At 72.3% G+C, this 21243-nt stretch carries 21 protein-coding genes and 3 tRNA genes; 17 read left to right on the forward strand and 7 right to left on the reverse strand.

Translation table 11 applies throughout. The features are described 5' to 3' along the window. Positions 1–86: 86 nt before the first annotated feature. Positions 87–1184: a branched-chain amino acid aminotransferase gene (locus tag ACIBTX_RS25795; RefSeq protein WP_357131249.1), complete on the forward strand. Its 1098-nt coding sequence runs from the start codon at positions 87–89 to the stop codon at positions 1182–1184. 61 nt (positions 1185–1245) lie between these two features. Here ACIBTX_RS25795 and ACIBTX_RS25800 read toward each other — a convergent pair whose 3' ends face one another. The 3 genes from ACIBTX_RS25800 to ACIBTX_RS25810 all read right to left on the reverse strand — a co-directional run bounded on the left by ACIBTX_RS25800 (position 1246) and on the right by ACIBTX_RS25810 (position 3167). After that, complete coding sequence (locus ACIBTX_RS25800) at positions 1246–1992, reverse strand: tyrosine-protein phosphatase (RefSeq protein WP_357392960.1); 747 nt, start codon at positions 1990–1992, stop codon at positions 1246–1248. Between the two features lie 56 nt (positions 1993–2048). Then, a complete protein-coding gene (locus tag ACIBTX_RS25805; protein ID WP_357131243.1) occupies positions 2049–2507 on the reverse strand; it encodes a PRC-barrel domain containing protein in 459 nt (152 codons plus the stop codon). Between the two features lie 129 nt (positions 2508–2636). Next, positions 2637–3167 (reverse strand): carboxymuconolactone decarboxylase family protein, encoded by a 531-nt coding sequence (locus tag ACIBTX_RS25810; protein ID WP_357392962.1) that lies wholly within the window; start codon positions 3165–3167, stop codon positions 2637–2639. Positions 3168–3413: 246 nt separating this feature from the next. Between ACIBTX_RS25810 and cimA the strand changes: the two genes are divergently transcribed. After that, positions 3414–4997, forward strand: a complete 1584-nt coding sequence (gene cimA, locus ACIBTX_RS25815; RefSeq protein ID WP_357392964.1) for a citramalate synthase — start codon at positions 3414–3416, stop codon at positions 4995–4997. A 163-nt stretch (positions 4998–5160) separates the two neighbouring features. Here cimA and ACIBTX_RS25820 read toward each other — a convergent pair whose 3' ends face one another. Next, positions 5161–6162 (reverse strand): endonuclease/exonuclease/phosphatase family protein, encoded by a 1002-nt coding sequence (locus ACIBTX_RS25820; RefSeq protein ID WP_357131235.1) that lies wholly within the window; start codon positions 6160–6162, stop codon positions 5161–5163. A gap of 295 nt (positions 6163–6457) precedes the next feature. Here ACIBTX_RS25820 and ACIBTX_RS25825 point away from each other — a divergent pair, with 295 nt between their 5' ends. From ACIBTX_RS25825 to ACIBTX_RS25865, 9 genes are all read left to right on the forward strand, one after another. After that, the gene (locus tag ACIBTX_RS25825; protein WP_357392968.1) at positions 6458–6967 is read left to right on the forward strand and encodes a hypothetical protein; all 510 of its coding nucleotides are present in this window, start codon (positions 6458–6460) and stop codon (positions 6965–6967) included. Between the two features lie 231 nt (positions 6968–7198). Beyond that, positions 7199–8248 carry a MoxR family ATPase gene (locus ACIBTX_RS25830; protein WP_357131229.1) on the forward strand — a complete coding sequence of 350 codons (1050 nt, stop codon included), beginning with the start codon at positions 7199–7201 and terminating at the stop codon, positions 8246–8248. After that, complete coding sequence (locus ACIBTX_RS25835) at positions 8245–9270, forward strand: DUF58 domain-containing protein (RefSeq protein WP_357131226.1); 1026 nt, start codon at positions 8245–8247, stop codon at positions 9268–9270. Before ACIBTX_RS25830 ends, ACIBTX_RS25835 begins: the two co-directional genes overlap by 4 nt. Then, positions 9267–10226 carry a VWA domain-containing protein gene (locus ACIBTX_RS25840; protein WP_357131223.1) on the forward strand — a complete coding sequence of 320 codons (960 nt, stop codon included), beginning with the start codon at positions 9267–9269 and terminating at the stop codon, positions 10224–10226. The genes ACIBTX_RS25835 and ACIBTX_RS25840 overlap by 4 nt, the downstream gene beginning before the upstream one ends. A gap of 34 nt (positions 10227–10260) precedes the next feature. Continuing rightward, on the forward strand, positions 10261–11121 hold the full coding sequence (locus tag ACIBTX_RS25845) for a trypsin-like peptidase domain-containing protein (RefSeq protein WP_357131220.1): 861 nt from the start codon (positions 10261–10263) through the stop codon (positions 11119–11121). A gap of 99 nt (positions 11122–11220) precedes the next feature. After that, positions 11221–11517 (forward strand): hypothetical protein, encoded by a 297-nt coding sequence (locus ACIBTX_RS25850; protein ID WP_357131218.1) that lies wholly within the window; start codon positions 11221–11223, stop codon positions 11515–11517. Positions 11518–11551: 34 nt separating this feature from the next. Further along, positions 11552–11977, forward strand: a complete 426-nt coding sequence (gene arfB, locus ACIBTX_RS25855) for an alternative ribosome rescue aminoacyl-tRNA hydrolase ArfB (RefSeq protein ID WP_357131213.1) — start codon at positions 11552–11554, stop codon at positions 11975–11977. Positions 11978–12089: 112 nt separating this feature from the next. Beyond that, entirely contained in the window at positions 12090–13088 is a 999-nt protein-coding gene (locus ACIBTX_RS25860; protein WP_357392972.1) for an aldo/keto reductase, read from the forward strand. Positions 13089–13162: 74 nt separating this feature from the next. After that, positions 13163–13756 (forward strand): TetR family transcriptional regulator, encoded by a 594-nt coding sequence (locus ACIBTX_RS25865; RefSeq protein WP_357131207.1) that lies wholly within the window; start codon positions 13163–13165, stop codon positions 13754–13756. Between the two features lie 8 nt (positions 13757–13764). Here ACIBTX_RS25865 and ACIBTX_RS25870 read toward each other — a convergent pair whose 3' ends face one another. Next, complete coding sequence (locus ACIBTX_RS25870; RefSeq protein WP_357131204.1) at positions 13765–14628, reverse strand: 3-methyladenine DNA glycosylase; 864 nt, start codon at positions 14626–14628, stop codon at positions 13765–13767. A 34-nt stretch (positions 14629–14662) separates the two neighbouring features. Beyond that, on the reverse strand, positions 14663–16180 hold the full coding sequence (locus tag ACIBTX_RS25875; RefSeq protein WP_396833104.1) for a hypothetical protein: 1518 nt from the start codon (positions 16178–16180) through the stop codon (positions 14663–14665). 174 nt (positions 16181–16354) lie between these two features. On the opposite strand from ACIBTX_RS25875, the gene ACIBTX_RS25880 reads away from it, so the two are divergent. The 4 genes from ACIBTX_RS25880 (at position 16355) to ACIBTX_RS25895 (ending at position 17896) form a co-directional block, all read left to right on the forward strand. Continuing rightward, positions 16355–17158, forward strand: coding sequence for a fumarylacetoacetate hydrolase family protein (locus tag ACIBTX_RS25880; RefSeq protein WP_357131201.1), 804 nt, complete (start codon positions 16355–16357; stop codon positions 17156–17158). A gap of 108 nt (positions 17159–17266) precedes the next feature. Continuing rightward, a tRNA-Gln gene (locus ACIBTX_RS25885) sits at positions 17267–17338 on the forward strand. A gap of 135 nt (positions 17339–17473) precedes the next feature. Continuing rightward, positions 17474–17546: transfer RNA gene (locus tag ACIBTX_RS25890), tRNA-Glu, on the forward strand. Positions 17547–17823: 277 nt separating this feature from the next. Beyond that, positions 17824–17896 (forward strand) — tRNA-Glu (locus ACIBTX_RS25895). Positions 17897–18324: 428 nt separating this feature from the next. Here the strand turns inward: ACIBTX_RS25895 and ACIBTX_RS25900 are convergent. After that, a complete protein-coding gene (locus tag ACIBTX_RS25900) occupies positions 18325–19011 on the reverse strand; it encodes an IclR family transcriptional regulator (RefSeq protein ID WP_091671614.1) in 687 nt (228 codons plus the stop codon). Between the two features lie 49 nt (positions 19012–19060). Here ACIBTX_RS25900 and leuC point away from each other — a divergent pair, with 49 nt between their 5' ends. Both leuC and leuD read left to right on the forward strand, forming a co-directional pair. After that, on the forward strand, positions 19061–20506 hold the full coding sequence (gene leuC, locus ACIBTX_RS25905) for a 3-isopropylmalate dehydratase large subunit (protein WP_396833105.1): 1446 nt from the start codon (positions 19061–19063) through the stop codon (positions 20504–20506). 14 nt (positions 20507–20520) lie between these two features. After that, positions 20521–21108, forward strand: coding sequence for a 3-isopropylmalate dehydratase small subunit (gene leuD, locus ACIBTX_RS25910; RefSeq protein ID WP_357392976.1), 588 nt, complete (start codon positions 20521–20523; stop codon positions 21106–21108). The last annotated feature ends 135 nt before the right edge of the window (positions 21109–21243 follow it).

Raw genomic sequence — 21243 nt, forward strand, 5'->3', positions numbered from 1 at the left:
CTGAACGGTCGTTCGGGGTAAGTTTCTGGCACAGCCATGTCGGTGTGCGATCCCGCATGCCGTTGTCCCGCAGGGAGGTCAGCGCGATGAGCGGTGGTGACAAGCTCGACTTCGAGATCCGTCCGAATCCCACGCCGGTATCCGCCGCCGACCGGGCTGCCCTGCTGGCCAACCCCGGATTCGGCCGCGTCTTCACCGACCACATGATCACGATCCGCTACGCGGAGGGCAAGGGCTGGTACGACGCCCGGGTGGAGGCGCGGGCGCCGATCCCGATGGACCCGGCCAGCGCGGTGCTGCACTACGCGCAGGAGATCTTCGAAGGGCTGAAGGCCTACCGGACGGCCGACGGTGGCGTGACGATGTTCCGGCCGGACGCCAACGCCGCCCGCTTCGTCGACTCGGCCAAGCGGATGGCGATGCCGGCGTTGCCGCCCGAGGTGTTCGTCGACTCACTGCACAAGCTCATCGAGATCGACCGGGAGTGGATCCCGACCGGCGAGGACGGCAGTCTCTACCTGCGGCCGTTCATGTTCGCCAGCGAGGTCTTCCTCGGCGTCCGTCCGGCCAACGAATACCTGTACATGGTGATCGCCTCGCCGGCCGGCGCGTACTTCACCGGTGGCGTCAAGCCGGTCACGATCTGGGTCTCCCCGGATTACACCCGGGCGGCGCCCGGCGGCACCGGCGCGGCCAAGTGTGGCGGCAACTACGCCACGTCGCTGGCGGCCCAGGCGGAGGCCATCGAGGCCGGCTGCGACCAGGTGGTCTTCCTCGACGCCGTGGAGCGCCGCTTCGTCGACGAGTTGGGCGGCATGAACGTCTTCTTCGTCTACGACGACGACACGGTGGTCACCCCGCCGCTGACCGGCACGATCCTGCCGGGCATCACCCGCGACGCGATCATCACGCTGGCCGGCAAGGCGGGGCACCAGGTGCAGGAGCGGCCGGTCTCGTTCGCTGACTGGCAGGCCGACGCGGCCAGCGGCCGGCTGCGCGAGGTCTTCGCCTGCGGCACCGCCGCGGTGATCACCCCGATCGGCGGGGTGCGCTTCCCCGACGGCGAGTTCCTGATCGGTGGCGGCGAGCCCGGCCGGGTCACCATGTCGCTGCGTCAGCAGTTGGTCGACATCCAGCGCGGCAAGGCCGCCGACCCGCACGGTTGGGTGCACCAGGTCTTCTGACGTCCGTCGGCCGACCGGCCCGTCGAACGGGCCGGTCGGCCGCGGCGCTGGGACACACGCCCTAACCCTCGTCGAGCAGGTGGTCGCGTAGGGCGGCGAGCTGCTTGTCGGTCACCCCGGCATGCCGCAGGTACGCCTCGATCGAGCCGTGCCCCTCACGCAGTTCGTCAAGGAACATCTGCATGGCCTCGGCGGGCGACGCCAGGAACGGCGCCGGCACCTCCGCGGCGTCCGGCATGGTGGCGGCCAGCCAGGCGCTGAACCGGGCCGACGCCTCGGTGCTCAGCGCGTAGTCGGCGGTGATGTCCGCGTCGTCGACGCCCAGCACGGCGAGGGTCAGGGCGCACACGATGCCGGTGCGGTCCTTGCCGGCCACACAGTGCACGACGACCGGGGCGTTCGCCGAGTCGGCGATCAGCCCGATCGCCTCGCCCAGGCCCGCGGTGCCGGTCTGGGCCAGGTCGGCGTAGCGGTCGGCGAGGTAGCGCGCCAGGTCGGTGCCCTTCTCGTGCGGCGTCAGCGCCCAGTCCTCGTGCTCCGGGTGGATGTGCCGGTACGTCAGCCCCTGGTAGGCCGGCACCCGACCGTCGCGCTCCACCTCGGTGGGGCGGCGCAGGTCGACGACGGTGCGGATGCCGATGGCGGCGAACGCGTCGCGGTCCTGCTCGTCGAGCCGGTGCAGGGAGTCGGAGCGGTAGAGGCGACCACGGCGCACGGTACGGCCGTCGTGGCCGAGGTAGCCGCCGACGTCGCGGAAGTTGAAGGTCGCGGGCAGCGTGATGTGACGTTCGTCGTCGATGGCGTCCACGTGCACACGGTAACGGCCGGCGGGCTCATGTCCCACCGGCCGTCGGGTCGGATCGGTCAGCGCGCGGTGCCCGGGGGAAGCGCGCCGTACGTCTCGTCGTAGTAACCGCCGAGCTGATCCCGGTACGCCGGGTCGCTGTGGCTGGCCTCGTCGTACTCGGGGGCGGCCTTGATCTGGTCGCGGGTGCGGTCGACGGAGACGGTGCGCTGGTCGTGGTCGACCAGGTTGACCGTGCCGGCGGGCAGCATCACCTTCTTGCCGAAGACCCACGGCCCGGTGTCCACGACCAGGTAGCTGCCGCCGACCTCGTGGCTGGCGCTGTCGATTTTGCCGACACCGCCGTCGCTGGCCTCGACCTTGTAGCCGACCAGGTCGGCGTCGGCCACGCCGGCGGTGTCGCGGTAGCGCCACGGGTCGAACGTGCCGGCCGGCGCCCCGCCGGCCACGGCGCCCTGGTCGCCGCCGCGCAGCGGGTCCGGCCCGGCGTGGGCGGCGTGTGGGTCGATCCTGTCCATGCCGTTCGCTCCTGACTGTCGCCGACGTCCCGGGCTGTCGTGCCCGCCCCTGAGGAGCTACCCGGCTGCGGGGGCCCGGAAACGGCGACCGGACCGGAGCGCCGGCCGGTCCGGGCCGCACGAGGGGCCTCAGGCCAGGGCGGCCTCGGCGTCCAGCGTGACCGCCGCCGCGTGGACGACGGCGGAGATCCGCAACGCCTCGTGCACCTGCTCCCGGGGGACGCCACGACGGCGCAGCGCCTTCTCCTGCGTCTGGAGGCAGATCTCGCAGCCGATGATCGCGGACACGCCGAGGCACCACAGCTTGAAGTCGCTCTTGTCCACGCCGGGTCGGGCGACGAGCTGCATGCGGAGGCGGGCCGGTATCGAGGCGTACTCCTCGTCGCCGATGAGATGCGTGGCGCGGTAGTAGATGTTGGTCATCGCCATGACGGCCGCCGCGCCCTTGGCCGCCTCGACGCCGTCCGGCCCGAGGGGGTCGAGCGCCTCGGCGGCGATCTCGCGCAGTACCAGCGGGTTGCGCGCGGCCACCGCGCAGGCCAGCGCCGTGCCCCACGTCCGCGCCGGGGTCAGCGTCGCCGCGCCGATCGTCGAGTCGAGGTTGTGGGCGATGTCCGTGGCGTACGCGGGCAGGGCCGCCCGGATCGTGTCCAGTCCCACGGGTCAGTCCTCGGCGGGTGGGGTGTCGGTGTCGAGCGACACGGTGCGCACGGGGCCTCCTTGTGGGCGGGATGTCCCACCATGTGGATTGTCTCTCCCAAAAGCGGGAGCGGGTGGCAAAGTAGCGATCGTGACCTGCACCGCCCTGATTATTGCGACCTAGCGCGCCGGCTCTCCCCTCCGCCGAGCGCGCAGACCTCCCGCATCCCGCGGGGGGTCTTTTTGTTGCTCCGAGAAAGGATCCTGATGACGTTCCAGGTCTTCGACACGACGTTGCGAGACGGCGCCCAGCGCGAGGGGCTCACCTACTCGGTGGTCGACAAGCTGGCGGTGGCCCGGCTGCTCGACGAGTTCGGCGTCGGGTTCATCGAGGGCGGTTGGCCGGGCGCGGTGCCCAAGGACACCGAGTTCTTCCGCCGCGCCCGCACCGAGCTGACCCTGCGTCACGCCGTGCTGGTGGCGTTCGGCGCCACCCGCAAGGTCGGTGTCGCGGTCGCCGACGACCCTCAGGTGCGCGGCCTGCTGGACGCGCAGACCCCGGCGGTCGCCCTGGTCGCCAAGGCCGACATCCGCCATGTCGAGCGCGCGTTGCGCACCACCGGCGCGGAGAACCTGGCGATGATCCACGACACCGTCACCCACCTGGTCGCCGAGGGACGCCGGGTCTTCGTCGACGGCGAGCACTTCTTCGACGGCTACCGCCACGACCCCGCGTACGGCGCCGCCGTGGTGCAGACCGCGCTCGCCGCGGGCGCCGAGCGGATGGTCCTCTGCGACACCAACGGCGGGATGCTGCCGTCCCAGGTGACCGCCGCGATCCACGACCTGACCGGCCGGCTCGGGGTCGACGCCGCGCTGTTCGGCATGCACGCCCAGAACGACACGGCCTGCGCGGTCGCCAACACGATCGCCGCCGTCGAGGCGGGGGTCCGGCACGTGCAGGGCACCGCCAACGGGTACGGCGAACGCCCCGGCAACGCCGACATCTTCGCCGTCGTCGCCAATCTCCAGCTCAAGCTGGGTATGCCCGTCCTACCGGAGGGATGCCTGGCCCAGATGGTGCGGGTCTCGCACGCCATCGCCGAGATCGCCAACATCGCCCCCGACACCCACCAGGCGTACGCCGGGGCCGCCGCCTTCGCCCACAAGGCGGGGCTGCACGCGAGCGCGATCAAGGTCGACCCGTTGCTCTACAACCACGTGGACCCGTCGGTGGTGGGCAACGACATGCGGATCCTGATAACCGAGATGGCCGGCCGGGCCAGTGTCGAGCTCAAGAGCCGCGAACTCGGCCTGGACCTGGCCGGCCGTCCGGAGGCGCTGACCCGGGTCACCAAGCGGGTCAAGGAGTTGGAGGCGGGCGGGTGGTCCTTCGAGGCCGCCGACGCCTCGTTCGAGCTGCTCGTCCGCTCCGAACTGCCCGAGGGCGGCCCGGCGCGGCCGTTCACCCTGGAGTCGTACCGGGTGCTGGTCGAGCACCGCGAGGACGGCGCGGTCGTCTCCGAGGCGACCGTGAAGATCCGGGTACGCGGCGAGCGGGTCATCGCCACCGCGGAGGGCAACGGCCCGGTCAACGCGCTGGACGAGGCGCTGCGGGTCGGGCTGGCGCGGCACTACCCGCAGTTGCGCGACTTCGAGCTGGCCGACTACAAGGTGCGCATCCTGGAGGGCAGCCACGGCACGGGCGCGGTGACGCGGGTGTTGCTGGAGACCGCCAACGGCACCGGCCGGGACTGGACGACGGTGGGCGTACACCCCAACGTCGTCGAGGCGAGCTGGCACGCCCTGGTAGACGCCCTCACCTACGGCCTGGCTCCCGCCCCGGTCTGACCGCAGACCACCGCGGCGCAGATCGCCGTCGGTCCGGCGCGGCGGGCGGCGCCGTACCTCGCCGGACGGGAAGCGGGGAGTCGGTTGAGGGTGATGCCGGTGAGTCATCTAGATGACTCACCGGCATCACCCTCACCGGGGTGCGTGCCCCCGCACCGGTGGGTTACCGGGTTGGGAGGGTGACGGTGGCCAGGACGGGGCGGTGGTCGCTGCCTGGTAGGGCCAGGACCTTCACCGTGTCGACGGCTATCCGGCGGTCGACCAGCACGTGGTCGATGGTGACCGGGGGGATGAGGTCGCCGTCGTACGGGCCCCACGTGCCGGTCAGCCCCTTGCCGGTCGCGTCGGCGGCGTCGACGTAACCGGTGCGCAGCAGCGCTCGCAGCGGCCCGTGGTCCAGGGTGGAGTTGAAGTCCCCGGCGAGGATCCGCAGCTCACCGTCGGGCGTGGCGGGTGGTTGGGCGGTCAGGTCGGTACGCCACGCGTCGACCTGGTCCAGCGCGGACGGCGCCGACGGGTGGGCCGACTCGACGCGGACCGGTGGCGCCCCGGGGACGGCCACGGTGCCGTACGCCTGGGTGAACCCCCAGCCGCCCTGGCCCCGGTTGTTACGGATGCCGACGTCGCTGATCGGCCAGCGCGAGTAGAGCCCCGAGCCGGGCGTCCCGACGTGCGCGTTGAGCTGCCGGTGGGGGAGCAGTCGGTCGAGCCCGAGCCGGTCCAGCGCGGCCTGCGCGTCGGGTGTGAACTCCTGCACGGTGAGCACGTCGACCCGGTGCCGCCGGACCAACTCCACGAGCGCCGACGCGTCGGCGGCCCCGGCGAGCAGGTTCGCGGTGAGCAGCCGGATCGTCGGGCCGGTAGCCGTCGGCTGCGGCGCGGCCAGGGCCCGGGGCGCGACCACGCCGAGTAGCGCCACGGCGGCCAGGGCCGCGACCGCCGCCGGCCACCAGCGCCGCAGGGCGACGCTGAGCCCGAGCGCCAGAACGCTCACTCCGGCGACGTACGGGGTGAAGGCGAGCGCCTGCACCAACGGTCCCCGGTCCAGCCCGGCCAGACGTACGGCGGCCCAGGTGGCCGTAGGCCCGACGACCACCCAGCAGAGGGCGGTGCGGATCAGATTTCGGCGGCGGGTCGGCGCGGGCGGGTCGTCGGTGACGATCATGGCGCTCAGCCTAACCGGGGTCGCGGCCGAGCAATTTCGTGAATGGTTCTCCGTTCACCTTTCACAATTATCTGACGGCTGGATGACAGGTCGATAATGCGAGATCAACTATTGACCTGCGGCTTTTGGCGGTGCTACGTTCCATCTGGTTGAAACGACGCAACTCTGAGTAGTAATCCCAGCTCAGAGCGGGTTAATCTCACCGAGTAATCAACCGTCCAATTCATTGTTGGCAGTTATCCGTCCCGCCCCGCGGGTCGGCCGAATTCGCACGGTCACACAAGGGGGACCTGTCATGAGTACATCCTTCCGACGTAAGGCGGCAGCGATCGGGTTCGCGGTCGCGGCACTCACCCTGGCGGGTGGGGGCATCGCCGTCGCCCAGCCGTCGGCGAAGGCGCCGCAGGCGGCCGTCCAGCCGGCGGCGAAGCGGGTAGGCGACCAGCCGCCGGTCACGGCCGAGTCGGCACGGTCGGCCAAGGCCGCGCTGAAGGCCAACGGCGCCAGCACCCTGGCCACGGCCACCTACTACACCGTCGTCAACGCCAACGGCACCAAGGTCCGCGGCACCGGCACCCTCATCAAGTACGGCCCAGGCCAGTATGAGGTGCAGTTCGGCGTGAACGTCTCGACCGGTGCCTACCTGGCGACCATCTCGAGCGCCAACTCCTGCTGCGTCCCACCCGCCGGCGAGGTCTCGGTCGCCCCGCGCCTGAGCACCCCGAACGCGGTCTTCGTCCAGACGTACAACTCGTCCGGCGTGCCGGCCGACCTGGGCTTCACGCTGCTCACGCACACCTTCTGAGCGAGGTGACACGACCCGGCCCCCGCGCACCCGCGCGGGGGCCGGATCGCATGTCGGGCCCTCGGCCGGCGTGCCCTCCTGGTCGCCCCCCGTGGGTGATTCGACCCCGTGCGGCCGGCTCGCGTGGCTCGTCACTCTTTCGCGCGGCCCGTGCCCGTTGCGGGTGCTCCCGGCCGGTCCGGCCCGCACAATCCCACGTTTGCCGGGGGTCCCGGCCGGGAAGCAAGCACCGTGACGGACATCTCGGACACCCTGGCCAGCATGCCCACCTCGGTCGATCCCGAGCCGACCGGCGCCGACCTGGAACAGACCCTCTTCGAGGTCAAACGCGTGATCGTCGGGCAGGATCGGCTCGTCGAGCGTCTGCTCACCGCACTGCTCGCCAACGGGCACTGCCTCCTGGAGGGCGTGCCCGGCGTCGCCAAGACCCTCGCCGCGCAGACCCTCGCCACCGTGGTCGGCGGCACCTTCTCCCGCATCCAGTTCACCCCGGACCTGGTCCCCTCCGACATCGTCGGCACGCGGATCTACCGGGCCTCGAAGGAGACCTTCGACATCGAGCTGGGTCCGATCATGGCCAACCTGGTGCTGGCCGACGAGATCAACCGGGCGCCCGCCAAGGTCCAGTCGGCGTTGCTGGAGGCGATGGCCGAACGGCAGGTCTCCATCGGCGGGCGCAGTTGGCCCGTACCGGTGCCGTTCCTGGTGCTGGCCACCCAGAACCCGATCGAGTCCGAGGGCGTCTACCAGCTCCCCGAGGCGCAGCGCGACCGGTTCCTCATGAAGGTGGTCGTCGACTACCCCGGCGACGCCGACGAACTGGCGATCCTCTACCGGATGAGCAGCGACCGGCCCACCGCGCGCCAGGTGCTCGACCCGCAACGGCTGCGACACCTCCAGGGGCTCGCCGAGCGGATCTTCGTCCACCACGCCCTGGCCGAGTACGTCGTCCGGCTGATCCTCGCCACCCGAGACCCGGGCCGGTTCGGCCTGGCGGAGATCGCGCCGCTGCTCGCGTACGGCGCCAGCCCCCGGGCCACGCTGGGCCTGGTCGCCGCCGCCCGAGCGCAGGCGCTGCTGCGCGGGCGGGAGTACGTGTTGCCCGAGGACGTCCGGGAGTTGGCGGTGGACGTCCTGTCCCACCGACTGGTGCTCTCCTTCGACGCCGTGGCCGACGGGGTCTCGGCGGAGAGTATCGTCCGGCGACTCGTGGAGGCGGTGCCCCCGCCCCGGGTCGCCACCGGGCACCCCCAGCAGACGCCCGACCTGGCGGCGGCATGAGACGCGCCGCCCGTGAGTCGGTGCGCACGGCACCCGATCCCGGCCTGGCCGAGCTGACCCCCGACCAGCGTCTGCGCCGACTCGAACTGACCGTCACCCGGCGACTCGACGGTCTGCTGCACGGTCAGTACCGTGGCCTGCTGCCCGGGCCGGGTAGCGAACCCGCCGGCAGCAGGGAGTACCGGCCGGGGGAGGACGAGGTCCGCCGGATGGACTGGGCGGTGACGGCCAGGACCGCGGTGCCGCACGTCCGCCAGGTCGACGCCGACCGGGAACTGACCACCTGGCTGCTCGTCGACTCCAGCGCCAGCATGGAGTTCGGCACCGCCGAGCTGGACAAACGGGAGCTGGCGGTGACCGCGGTGGCGGCTGTCGGCTTCCTGACCGCAGGCGTCGGCAACCGGTTGGGCGCCCAGGTGTTGAGCGCCGACGGGATGCGACGCTTCCCGGCCCGCTGCGGGCGTACCCATCTGCTCGGTCTGCTGCGGGCGTTGCTCGCGGCCCCGCGTGCCAGCGCGCCCACCCATGGGCCGGGGCAACGGTCGACCGCGCCGGCTCCGGAGCTGGCCGACGGGCTCGACGCGTTGCAACGGGTGGCCAACCAGCGTGGACTCGTGGTGGTGGTCTCCGACTTCCTCGACGGCCTTCCGGACGACCCCGCCGACCCGCCGCCCTGGGAGCGGACCCTGCGCCGGCTGTCCGCGCGCCACCAGGTGCTGGCGATCGAGGTGACCGACCCCCGTGAGCTGGAACTGCCCGACGTCGGCCTGATCACGCTCGTCGACCCGGAGACCGGCCGTCGCCGCGAAGTGTGCACATCGGACCGTCGCCTGCGGGAGCGCTACGCCGCGGCAGCCGCCGCCCAGCGGGATCAGGTCCGAGCGGCGTTGCGCCGCAGTGGTGCGACACACCTGGGGCTGCGTACCGACCGCGACGTCAGCGCGGACATCGTCCGCCACGTGCACGCCCAGCGACGGATGGCCGCCGCGCCGGCCGGGGCCGCCCGGGGAGGTGCCGCGTGAGCTGGGAGTCCCCGCTGCGGCTCTGGCTGCTGGTGGGCGTGCTCGCGCTTGTCGTCGCGTACCTGGTGGTGCAGCGCGGACGCGCCCGCTACGCCGTCCGCTTCACCAACCTGCGGCTGCTGGACCGGGTGGCGCCCGAACGGCCGGCCTGGCGTCGGCACGTACCCGCCGGGCTGTTTTTGGCCATGCTGGCGTTGCTGGTGGTCGGCTTCGCCCGGCCCACCGCCGAGGTCCGGGTGCCCCGCGAGCGGGCCACCGTGATGGTGGCCGTCGACGTGTCCACCTCGATGCTCGCCACCGACGTCGAGCCGGACCGGCTGGCGGCGGCCAAGCAGGCGGCCCGACGGTTCGTCGAGGGCCTACCCGACGAGTTCAACGTGGGGCTCGTCGCGTTCGCCGGCAGCGCCGCCGTCCTGGTACCACCGGGCACCGACCGGGACGCCCTCGACGAGGGCATCGGCCGGCTGGCCGAGGGGGTGACCGGGGTCCAGGGCACCGCGATCGGCGAGGCCATCAACACCTCGCTCGGAGCGGTCAAGAGCCTGGACAGCGAGGCCGCTAAGGAACCACCGCCGGCCCGGATCATCCTGCTGTCCGACGGGGCCAACACCTCGGGAATGGACCCGATGGAGGCGGCGGCGGAGGCCGTCGCGGCGAAGGTGCCGGTGCACGCGATCTCCTTCGGCACCCCGTCGGGGTTCGTGGACCGGGGCGGACGGCCGATCCAGGTGCCGGTCGACGGGCAGACGCTCAGGGCCGTCGCCGACGAGACCGGCGGGATGTTCCACGAGGCCAGCACCGTCGACGAACTGCGCGCCGTCTACGACGACATCGGCAGCTCGGTCGGCTACCGCACCGAACGCCAGGACGTCTCGGCGCGGTTCATCGGCCTCGGACTGGTGTTCGCGATGGGGGCCGCCGCCGGATCGATGCGCTGGTTCTCCCGACTGCCCTGACCCGTAGCGCCGACGTCGACCGTGAGGAGTACGCATGGCAGTGCAGACCGGACTGGGCGAACCGCGCGGTCCCTGGTTCATCTCGCCGGACCTCGATCCGGACGGGCGAGGGTGGTGGGACGCTCCCGGCTCGGGCCGTGACCCCGGGGGGCGGCGATCCGGTCGGTTGCTCGCCGCGCTGGCGATCGTGGCGGTCTCGGCCGTGTCGGGCGCGCTCGCCGGGGGCGTGGTGGCCAGCCGGGACGGTGCCGGCGGGCCGGCCGCCGCGTCCGCCGCGCCGGTGCCGGCGGAGCTGGTCACCGCCGCCGAGCGGACGGTGCCCGGTGTGGTGTCGGTGCTCGCCGGCGGCGCGAACGGCGCGTCCGCGACGGGCTCGGGATTCGCCATCGACGACCAGCAGCACCTGGTCACCAACGACCACATCCTGGCCAAGGGCGGCGGCGGACCGGTGACGGTGGAGCTGCCCGACGGCCGCCGGTACGAAGCCGAGGTGGTCGGCCGGGAGGCCGGCAGCGACCTGGCGGTGCTGAAGGTGCCACCGTCGGCCGGACTCGCCCCGCTGCCGCTGGCGAAGCCGGGCGCGACCCGGGTCGGTGAGCCGGTGCTTGCGGTGGGCTCACCGCTGGGCCTGTCCGGGACGGTCACCGCCGGCATCGTCAGCGCGCTGGACCGTCAGGTGCGGTTGGGCAACAACCGGCACCGCGCGGTGCAGACCGACGCGTCCATCAACCCGGGCAACTCGGGCGGGCCGCTGGTCAATGCCCGGGGCGAGGTGGTCGGAGTGAACACCGCCATCGCCACCATCGACGGCAACGGCTCGATCGGAATCGGCTTCGCCATCCCCATCGAGCAGGTCCAGCAGACCGCCGACACGATCATCGGCAAGGGTGGCTGACCTGCCCGAACGGCCCTGCCGGCCGCCTCCAGTGTCGGATATCCGGCCCGAGGCCATCGGAGGATGGAAATATGACGCTCGGTCTGGATACTGGCTCAGGTGGAGCGTCCTCTTCTTACGGTCCTCCTGCTGGTGGGCCTGGTCATCGGATGGGCGGTGGGGTCGGCGTACGCCCGAGCACGGCGCGGGTGGACCGACTACCAGGCCGCGAAGAAAGCGGTGCCCGGCGCTCGCCGTGGCGCGTGGTCGCTGGTCCGCGGGATCGCCGTGAAGGCCGCGGTCGTGGGGTTGCTGCTGTTCGGCGCGGTGGCGTACGCCGCGGTCGGTTCGGACGACGAGACCGCCGGCCCGGCGCCCACCTCGTCCACGACGCAGGGTGAGCCTGCACACCGGTGACCCGGTGCGACTCCCGGCGGGTTAGCCTCGGGGCGTGGACGACGGACTGCGGGTGACCGACCGGTGGGTCGTCCCCGCCGGGGAGCTGCGGGAGCGCTTCTCCCGTTCGTCGGGCCCCGGTGGGCAGGGCGTGAACACCGCCGATTCCCGGGTCGAGCTGAGCTACGACCTGGCGAACTCGCCGGCCGTGCCCGAGTCGCTGCGGGCGCGGGCGTTGGCGCGCCTCGCCAACCGCCTCGTCGACGGCGTGCTGACGATCGCGGCCAGCGAGCACCGGGCGCAGCTCGCCAACCGGGAGGCGGCCCGCGAGCGAATGGCCGCGCTGCTGCGCGAGGCGGCCGCCCCGCCCCCGCCGCCGCGCCGGGCGACCAGGCCGTCGCGGGGCGCGAAGGAGCGCCGGTTGGCCGAGAAGAAGCGCCAGTCGCAGCGCAAGCGCGACCGCCGCGTGGACGGCGAGTAGCGGATCCCGACGTCATCTCGATGGGCCTCGTGCCGCCCTGGGTGACAGAATCTGGAATCTGTCAGTCGATCGGTGTACTGTCATTTGGGTACCCCACGTGAGAGGAAGACCGATGGACACCCGCACCCTCGGCAGCAACGGCCCCACCGTCTCCGCCCTCGGGCTCGGCCTGATGGGCATGTCCGACCTCTACGGCCCCGCCGACGAGGCGGAGAGCATCGCCACCATCCACGCCGCCCTGGACGCCGGCGTCACCCTGCTCGACACCGGCGACTTCTACGGCATGGGCCACAACGAGATGCTGCTGCGCGACGCCCTGCGCGGCCGCAACCGCCACAACGCCGTGATCAGCGTCAAGTTCGGCGCCCTGCGCGACGTCGACGGCAACTGGATCGGCCACGACCTCCGACCCGTCGCGATCAAGAACTTCCTGGCGTACACGCTGCGCCGACTCGGCACCGACCACGTCGACATCTACCGTCCGGCGCGGCTCCCGTCGGACGTGCCGGTCGAGGACGTGATGGGCACCCTGGCCGACCTGGTCACGGCCGGCCACATCCGGCACATCGGCCTGTCCGAGGTGAGCGCCGAAACGCTGCGACGGGCACACGCCGTGCACCCCGTCGCCGACCTTCAGATCGAATACTCGTTGATCTCCCGTGACCCCGAGGCCGCGATCCTGCCCACGGCCCGCGAGCTGGGCATCGGCATCACCGCGTACGGGGTGTTGTCCCGGGGCCTGATCAGCGGTCACTGGACGCCGCAGCGCCAGACGACCGCCCGCGACTTCCGCACCGACCTGCCCCGGTTCACCGGCGCGAACCTGGACCGCAACCTCGCCCTGGTGGACGCCCTGCGTGCCGTCGCCGAGGCGCGGGGCGTCACCGTGGCGCAGATCGCCATCGCCTGGGTGCTGTCCCGGGGCGAGACCATCGTGCCCCTGATCGGCGCGCGTCGCCGGGAGCGGCTGACCGAGGCGCTCGGCGCGGCCACGGTCACCCTGACCGAGATGGACCTGGCCGCGATCGAGGCCGCCGTGCCCTCCGACGCGGTGGCCGGCAGCCGTTACGGCGACGCGCAGATGGCGATGCTGGACAGCGAGCGGGCATGACCGCTCCGTCGTGGCGCGACAGCCGGGCCGGGGGTCGCGCCACGACCGGCGACGTCGTCAGGGAGGCTGGGACGATGAGCGACGCCACCGCCCTGACGGCCGACCGCATCCTCGACACCGCCGAGGAGGTGCTGCGCCGGTACGGCCCGGCGAAGGCCACCGTGCTCGACGTGGCCCGCGCGCTGGGCGTCAGCCACGGCAGCGTCTACCGGCACTTCGCCAGCAAGGCCGCGCTGCGCGAGGCGGTCGCCGAACGCTGGCTGGCCCGGGTGTCGACCCCCCTGATCGACGTCGCCAGCGCAACCGATCCGGCCTCTGAACGGCTGCGCCGGTGGCTGGCCGAACTGAGCGGCACCAAGCGGCGGATGGCCCGCGAGGACCCGGAGCTGTTCGACAACTTCCACCAGCTCGCCACGCTCTCCGAGGGAGCGGTCGCCAATCACCTGGAGGTCCTCGCCGGTCAGCTCAGTCTGATCGTCGCCGACGGGGTGGCTGCCGGCGAGTTCACCGTGCCCGACGCGGCGGTCGCCGGCCGTGCGCTGCTCCAGGCCACCGCACGCTTCCACCACCCGTCGCACCGGACGGAGTGGGACGAGCCGGGCCTCGACGACGACCTGAACGCGGTGGTCGCGCTGCTCCTCAACGGACTGCGGGCCCGCCCGCGCTGACAAGGCGGCTAGGGGACCGCCGCGAGCAGCCGGTCGCGGAGCACCGCCGCGCGGTCGGCGAACCCGCGCTGCGCCGTCGCGTACTCGGCCCGACCTTCCGGCGTCTCCACCCGCACCGGCGGATGACCGAGCGCCGCCAGGTCGTACGGGCTGGCCCGCATATCCAGCGTGCGGATCTCGCGGGCCAACTCGAAACAGTCCGCCACCAGCTCGGACGGGACCAGCGGCGACAGCTTGTACGCCCACTTGTAGAGGTCCATGTTGGCGTGCAGGCAGCCCGGCTGCTCGTTCGCGTGCTGCGTCTCGCGCGTCGGGTTGAGCACGTTCAACGGCCGGGCGGGCGGGGTGAAGAACCGGTACGCGTCGAAGTGGCTGCACCGCACGCCGCGCTCCTCGACGACCTCGGCGGTCCGCTCCGGGGCCAGCCGCAGCGGCCAGGCGTTGTGACGCAGCTCCTCGCGGGTCTGCCGGTACACCATCGCCCACTCGTGCATCCCGAAGCAGCCGAAGTGCGGCGTCCGGCCCGCCGTGGCCGCCAGCAACGAACGGATCCACGCGATCGAATCGCCGCGTCTGAGGCGTACCCCCTCGGTGTCGAGGGTGACCCCGGCGGACGTGGCACGGTAGTCCCGGCCGAACTCGGCCGGGTCGGCGTCGCGTAGCTCGACGCCCGCGCCGGGATGCCAGCGGCGGAGCTGGGCCGGCCGGTGCGAGTAGTAGGTGAAGAGGAAGTCCTCCACCGGATGCCGCTCGCCACGATGACGCCGCGCCAGGTGCGGCGTCAGCCAGGCGTCCGCCCGCTCCTCGTGGGCCCGGCGACGGGCCTGCCAGGTCGCCACGTCGAGCACGGCGGGGGCGAGGGCGGCGGTCACGGAACCCAGGGTACGACCGCCGCCCGCGCGCCGGTCAGGGCATCTGCACCCGGACGCCCGCCGAGAACACCCCGCTGCGCAGCTCCAGCTGCCGGGGCGGGTCCCGCCCGTCGACGGTGAAGACCAGCGGAAGCACCACCCGACTGCCGGCGGCCACCGGGTTGGCGAAGACGTCCCGCCCCAGGTTGGCCGCCCGGGTGGCCGACTCGTCCGTGCTCACCCAGCGGTTGCCGGGCAGGTAGGCGCGTTGCAACTGGCCGTGCCAGGGCTGCTGGGACCCGGTGAGGTTGCGCACACCCACGGTGGCCTGACAGCTCCGCGCGCCCGGCGGTGGCGCGCTGGCCCCCGGGGCGGTGGCCGCGCTACCCGCCGCGCCGCACGTCATCCGGTAGACGGTGAACTCGAACGCGGACTCCCGCAGCGGCACGCCCATCGGGCCGGAGACCCCGCTACCCCGCCACGCGCCACTGGTCGGCTGCTTCTGGGTGTCGATCGACGAGACCTGCCGGGTCGCCGTCCAACCGGCCGTGCCGATCACCCCGGCCAGGACCACCGCCGCGGCGCCGACCAGCAGCCAGACCGGCGGCGTACGCCGGCGTCGGCTCGGGCTCGGCGTCGCCGGGCGGGGATAGATCGTTCCGTGCCCACCGTCCGCCAGGGCGGCCGCGGTTATCCGTCGTCCGCGGCGGCCCCGCCGTCGACGCCATACCCACGCCACGGCGGCGCTGATCAGCAACAGGATCCCCAACCCGGCCAGCAGCACCGGGTACCGCCGCCACGGCGGCGCCTCGGTGGCCTCCGCCGCCGGGGCTGCGGCCGCCGCCTGCCAGGTGGCGGTGGCGCAGTCGTACGGCCGGCTGCCGTCACTGGTGAACGCGCACGCCGGTGCGGTCAGCGGCTGGCCCGGCGCGGTCGCGGTCAGGGCCGTGCCCAGCGTCGTGCTGCTGTGGGCCGGCAACCGCAACCGCCACGTCACCTCGGCCGTCGACCCGCCGGACCGGCTGGACCGGCCGCCCGCGCTGATCGCGGTCGCCGACGATCCGGACGGCAGTTCCTGCCGCACCGTGGTGTCGACCGGCGAGTTGCCCACGTTGCGGACGTGGATCCGGTAACGCGGCGCCGGACTGCTCTCGGGCGCTACCGCCACCGTGACCGGAGGCGGGGGCGCCGGCGCGACGGCCCGCGTGGGCGTCGCCACCGCCGGTGGCGCCGAGGGCGGCGTGGGCTCCGCGCTGGTCGCCCGCGCGGCCACCGGCACCGGCGGACCGATCGCCGTCGGACCGGTCGTCGGCGTCGGCGCGGCCGGTCGTGGCGTGCCTGCCGCCGGTCGTGGCGCGGCCGGTTGTGGTGTGCCGGCCGCCGGTCGTGGCGCGGCCGGTTGTGGTGTGCCGGCCGCCGGTCGTGGCAGGGCTGGCGGTGGCGTGACGGCCGCCGGTCGTGGCGCGGCCGCCGCCTCCGGGGCCGCCGCGGGCAGGGCCGGCACGGCGGCGAGGATGCCGAGGCAGTGTACGAACACCGCGAGGGCTCTGTGGTGTCGTGTCGATGCAGGCATACGAACGAACCTCCGGAGCCGACGCTAGGGCCGCCCGGCCTCCGTGCGGGTACGAAGTGCGGAATCCCGCCTCGGCCGTCCCGACCTGCGCTAAAGTGCCGCGCCACTGACGGGTTGCGCACACCCGCCGGGCGTTGTGGCCGGTGGACGCGTCGGCGGGGCTAGATTGGCCGGGTGCGTATCGCTCGTTTCGCTCATGCCAAGGGAATGTCGTTCGGAGCCGTCGAGGGCGAGCCGGAGGCCGGGCCGCAGGGCCTGACCATCGCCGAGATCGAGGGTCACCCGTTCGGCCAACTCTCCTTCAGTGGGGCCCGCTGGGCCCTCTCCGACGTCCGGCTGCTCTCGCCGATCCTGCCCAGCAAGGTGGTCTGCGTGGGCCGCAACTACGCCGACCACGCCGCCGAACTCGGCAACGACGTGCCCAAGGAACCGTTGCTCTTCCTCAAGCCGTCCACCTCGGTGATCGGGCCGCGCGACGCGATCCGGCTGCCGATCTTCTCCAAGCAGGTCGAGCACGAGGCGGAGTTGGCCGTCGTGATCGGCGCTCCGGGCGCCCGCCGGGCCGACCGTGCCGCCGCCGAGCGCGCCATCTTCGGCTACACCTGCGCCAACGACGTGACCGCCCGGGACCTTCAGCGCTCCGACGGGCAGTGGACCCGGGCCAAGGGCTTCGACTCGTTCTGCCCGATCGGGCCGTGGATCACCACCGGGCTGGACGTCTCCGACCTGGAGATCCGGTGTGAGGTCGGTCGCAACCCCGACGAGATGGAGGTACGCCAGCTCGGCCGGACGAAGGACATGGTCTTCGACGTGCCCGGCCTGGTGTCGTACATCTCGCACGTGATGACGCTGCTGCCCGGCGACGTGGTGCTCACCGGCACCCCGGCGGGGGTTAGTCCGCTCGTCGAGGGGGATACGGTCTCCGTGCGGATCGAGGGCATCGGCGAGCTCAGCAACCCGGTGGTCCCCGTCGCCTGATCGGTCTGATGCCCCTGTTTCCGCAGCTCAAGGGTGTTTCGGGGGGATCGGATTTGGCCTGCCGGCACCGGGAGGGTAATGTTCACTCCCGGCGCCGCAAGGGGCCGATGGGGTATGGGGTAATTGGCAGCCCGACTGATTCTGGTTCAGTTAGTCTAGGTTCGAGTCCTGGTACCCCAGCGCAGCTGGGATTCGCGAGAATCCCGGACGCTGGATTCTGACGGAGATCGACTCCGTCCCTACGGGGGCGGAGAGTGGTCTCCGGTGGAGTGCAGCTCCTCCGCCCGACGAGGGTGGGGGAGCGAAAGTTGTTCTGGCCCCGTCGTCTAGCGGCCCAGGACGCCGCCCTCTCAAGGCGGTAGCGCCGGTTCGAATCCGGTCGGGGCTACATCGTGCACAGCCCGTCTCACTGCGGTGAGGCGGGCTGTTTCGTGTCCGCCGCCTGCCCGCCGGTCGCGGCCTGCCGGTCGCGGCCTGGCTTGATCGACTCGGCTTGCATGAAATCGTGGTGTCCTGAGCCGGCTGACAGCCCGACTTCACGAAACCCGAGTCGATCTGGGCCGCCGGACGTGCGGCCGTTGCCCGTACCCGGTTCTCGTCCTCGAGGGCGGTGCCGCTAGACTACAAGCCGTACCGCCCGCGAGGGCGGTGAACAGGAAAGTTCTGGCCCCGTCGTCTAGCGGCCCAGGACGCCGCCCTCTCAAGGCGGTAGCGCCGGTTCGAATCCGGTCGGGGCTACAACCAAAGGCTCATCTCGCTCCGCGAGGTGAGCCTTCTCCATGTCCCCCCGCCCCACCCGCATCCACCCCACCCACCCCACCCGGCCCACCCGGTCCGTCCCGTTGATCAAGAGGTTTGCGTCATCGGGATCGGCGTGTCGTGACGCAAACCTCTTGATCACCCGGGAGTGGGCGGGCGGGTCGGCGGGCGGGGTTGGCTGGACTCGGTCTGGGGGTCTCACACCCGCCCCCGGCTGCGCTCCGGCCCGGCTCCGTCCCGTCCCGTCCCGGCTCCGTCCCGGCCCGGCCCGGCCCGTTGATCATGAAGTTATTGCCACGCGCGGCGGCGTGTCGGGACAACAACTTCATGATGAACGGGCGACGGGCGACGGGCGACGGGCGACGGGCGACGGGGGCGCGGGCGCGGGTGCGGGTGCGGGGGTTGGGTTAGAGGCCGGAGAGGCGTTGGCCGGCTCGCACCACGGCCATGGCGTGGCGTTCGCCGGGGCGGCGGCCGAGGCGTTCGATCGGGCCGGAGATGCTGATCGAGGCGATCACGCGGCCGGTGCGGTCGCGGATCGGTGCGGAGACGCTCGCCACACCGGCCTCCCGCTCGGCGACGCTCTGTGCCCAGCCGCGGCGGCGTACCTCGGCCAGGGTGCGGCCGGTGAACTTGCTGCGTGGCAGCAGCGGCATCACCGCCTCCGGCGGCTCCCAGGCGAGCAGGATCTGCGCCGCCGAACCGGCCGTCATGGGCAGCACCGAGCCCACCGGGACGGTGTCCCGCAGGCCGCTGGCGCGCTCCGCGGCGGCCACGCAGATGCGCTCATCGGCGCGGCGCAGGTAGAGCTGGGCGCTCTCACCGGTGGCGTCGCGCAGCGCGGCGAGCAGGGGCTCGGCGGCGGTCAGCAGGACGTCCGGTGCGGCGTTGGCCAGCTCGCCGAGCCGAGGCCCGGGGCGCCAACGGCCCTGGGTGTCCCGGACCAGCATCCGGTGGATCTCCAGGGCCTGCGCCAGCCGGTGTGCGGTGGCTCGGGGCAGCTTGGTGCGTTCAACGAGTTCGGCAAGGCTGGCGCCGTCGACACAGGCGGCCAGGATGACCACCGCCTTGTCGAGAACGCCGACACCGCTCATACTGTGTCCCACAAGCCGAAACTTACCTCCCAGAATTTAGGATGTCCAGATGGTGGGAGTCACTCCTGAGCCGAGGACCCTGGCCGAGAAGGTCTGGGACGCGCACGTCGTACGGTCCGCCGCTGGTGAGCCGGACCTGCTCTTCATCGACCTGCACCTGCTGCACGAGGTGACCAGCCCGCAGGCGTTCGACGGGCTCCGGCTCGCCGGGCGTCGGGTGCGTCGTACCGACCTGACCCTCGCGACCGAGGACCACAACACCCCGACCGGGTACGCCGATCCGGCGTTCCGCCTCCGCCGTGGTGACCTGCTCACCATCGCGGACCCGACGTCGCGTACGCAGATCGAGACGCTGCGCCGCAACTGCGCCGAGTTCGGGGTGCGCCTGCACCCGCTCGGCGACGACAACCAGGGCATCGTGCACGTCATCGGCCCGCAGCTCGGGCTCACCCAGCCGGGTCTGACGATCGTCTGCGGCGACTCGCACACCGCCACCCACGGCGCGTTCGGGGCGCTCGCCTTCGGCATCGGCACCAGCGAGGTGGAGCACGTGCTGGCCACCCAGACGCTGCCGCAGAGCCGGCCGAAGACGATGGCCGTGAACGTCACCGGCCAGCTCGCGCCGGGCGTCACCGCCAAGGACCTGGTGCTCGCGCTGATCACCCAGGTCGGCACCGGCGGTGGCCGTGGGCACATCGTGGAGTACCGCGGCGAGGCGATCCGCAACCTCTCCATGGAGGGGCGGATGACCATCGCCAACATGTCCATCGAGTGGGGCGCCAAGGCCGGCATGATCGCGCCGGACGAGACGACCTTCGCGTACCTCAAGGGTCGGCCGAACGCGCCCCAGGGCGCCGACTGGGACGCGGCGCTCGCCTGGTGGCGGACGCTGCCCGCCGACGAGGGCGCGCGCTTCGACGCCGAGGTGACGCTGGACGCCAGCCGGATCACGCCGTTCGTCACCTGGGGCACCAACCCCGGCCAGGGCGCACCGTTGAGCGCGCCGGTGCCCGACCCGGAGGAGTTCACCACCGACGCGGAGCGCGCCGCCGCACGCCGGGCCCTGGAGTACATGGATCTGCGCCCCGGCACCCCGCTGCGGGAACTGCCCATCGACGTGGTCTTCGTGGGCTCCTGCACCAACGGCCGTCTGGAGGACCTGCGGGCCGCCGCCGACGTGCTGCGCGGGCACCGGGTCGCCGACGGGGTACGGATGCTCGTGGTGCCCGGCTCCGCCTCCGTACGCGAGGCTGCCGAGGCCGAGGGGCTGGACAAGGTCTTCGCCGACGCGGGCGCCGAATGGCGGTTCGCCGGCTGTTCCATGTGCCTGGGCATGAACCCGGACACGCTCAAGCCGGGCGAGCGCTCCGCCTCCACCTCCAACCGCAACTTCGAGGGCCGGCAGGGCCGGGGCGGACGTACCCATCTGGTGTCCCCGCCGGTCGCCGCCGCCACCGCCGTGGTCGGCCGGCTGGCCGCCCCCGCCGACCTGTAGAAGGGACCGACGAGATGGACAAGTTCACCACCCACACCGGTACGGCCGTGCCACTGCGGCGGTCCAACGTGGACACGGATCAGATCATCCCGGCCGTGTACCTCAAGAGGGTGACCCGTACCGGCTTCGCCGACGGGCTGTTCAACGCCTGGCGGGAAGACCCGGCATTCGTGCTCAACGATGAAACCTATTCTGGGGCGTCGATCCTCGTCGCCGGACCGGAGTTCGGCACCGGATCCTCGCGTGAGCACGCGGTCTGGGCGCTGCGGGACTGGGGCTTCCGGGCGGTCGTGTCGCCGCGCTTCGGTGACATCTTCCGCGGCAACGCACTCAAGGAGGGCCTGCTGCCGGTCGAGTTGGAATTGAAAGCCGTCGAGGAGTTGTGGGATCTCGTCGAGGCCGATCCGACCACGCCGGTGACCGTCGACCTGACCGCCCGACAGCTCCGGGCCGGGGACGCGACCTGGTCGTTCCCGCTGGACGACTTCAGCCGCTGGCGGCTGATCGAGGGCCTGGACGACATTGGACTCACCCTCCGACACGCCGCCGACATCGACTCCTACGAGGCCAGCCGACCGCCGTTCCTGCCCTCCGTGGCATAGCCGTAGGCGCACCCCACATCGGATTTCGCCCTCACCGGTCCAACCGGTGGGGGCGAATCCGTTACGACACAAGGGCTTTTTTCCGCCGAATGTTTGTGTCCAGGCACTACAGGGCATACGGTGCGCGCAGAATGG

The organism is Micromonospora sp. NPDC049359, from assembly GCF_044466585.1.
Lineage (GTDB): Bacteria > Actinomycetota > Actinomycetes > Mycobacteriales > Micromonosporaceae > Micromonospora.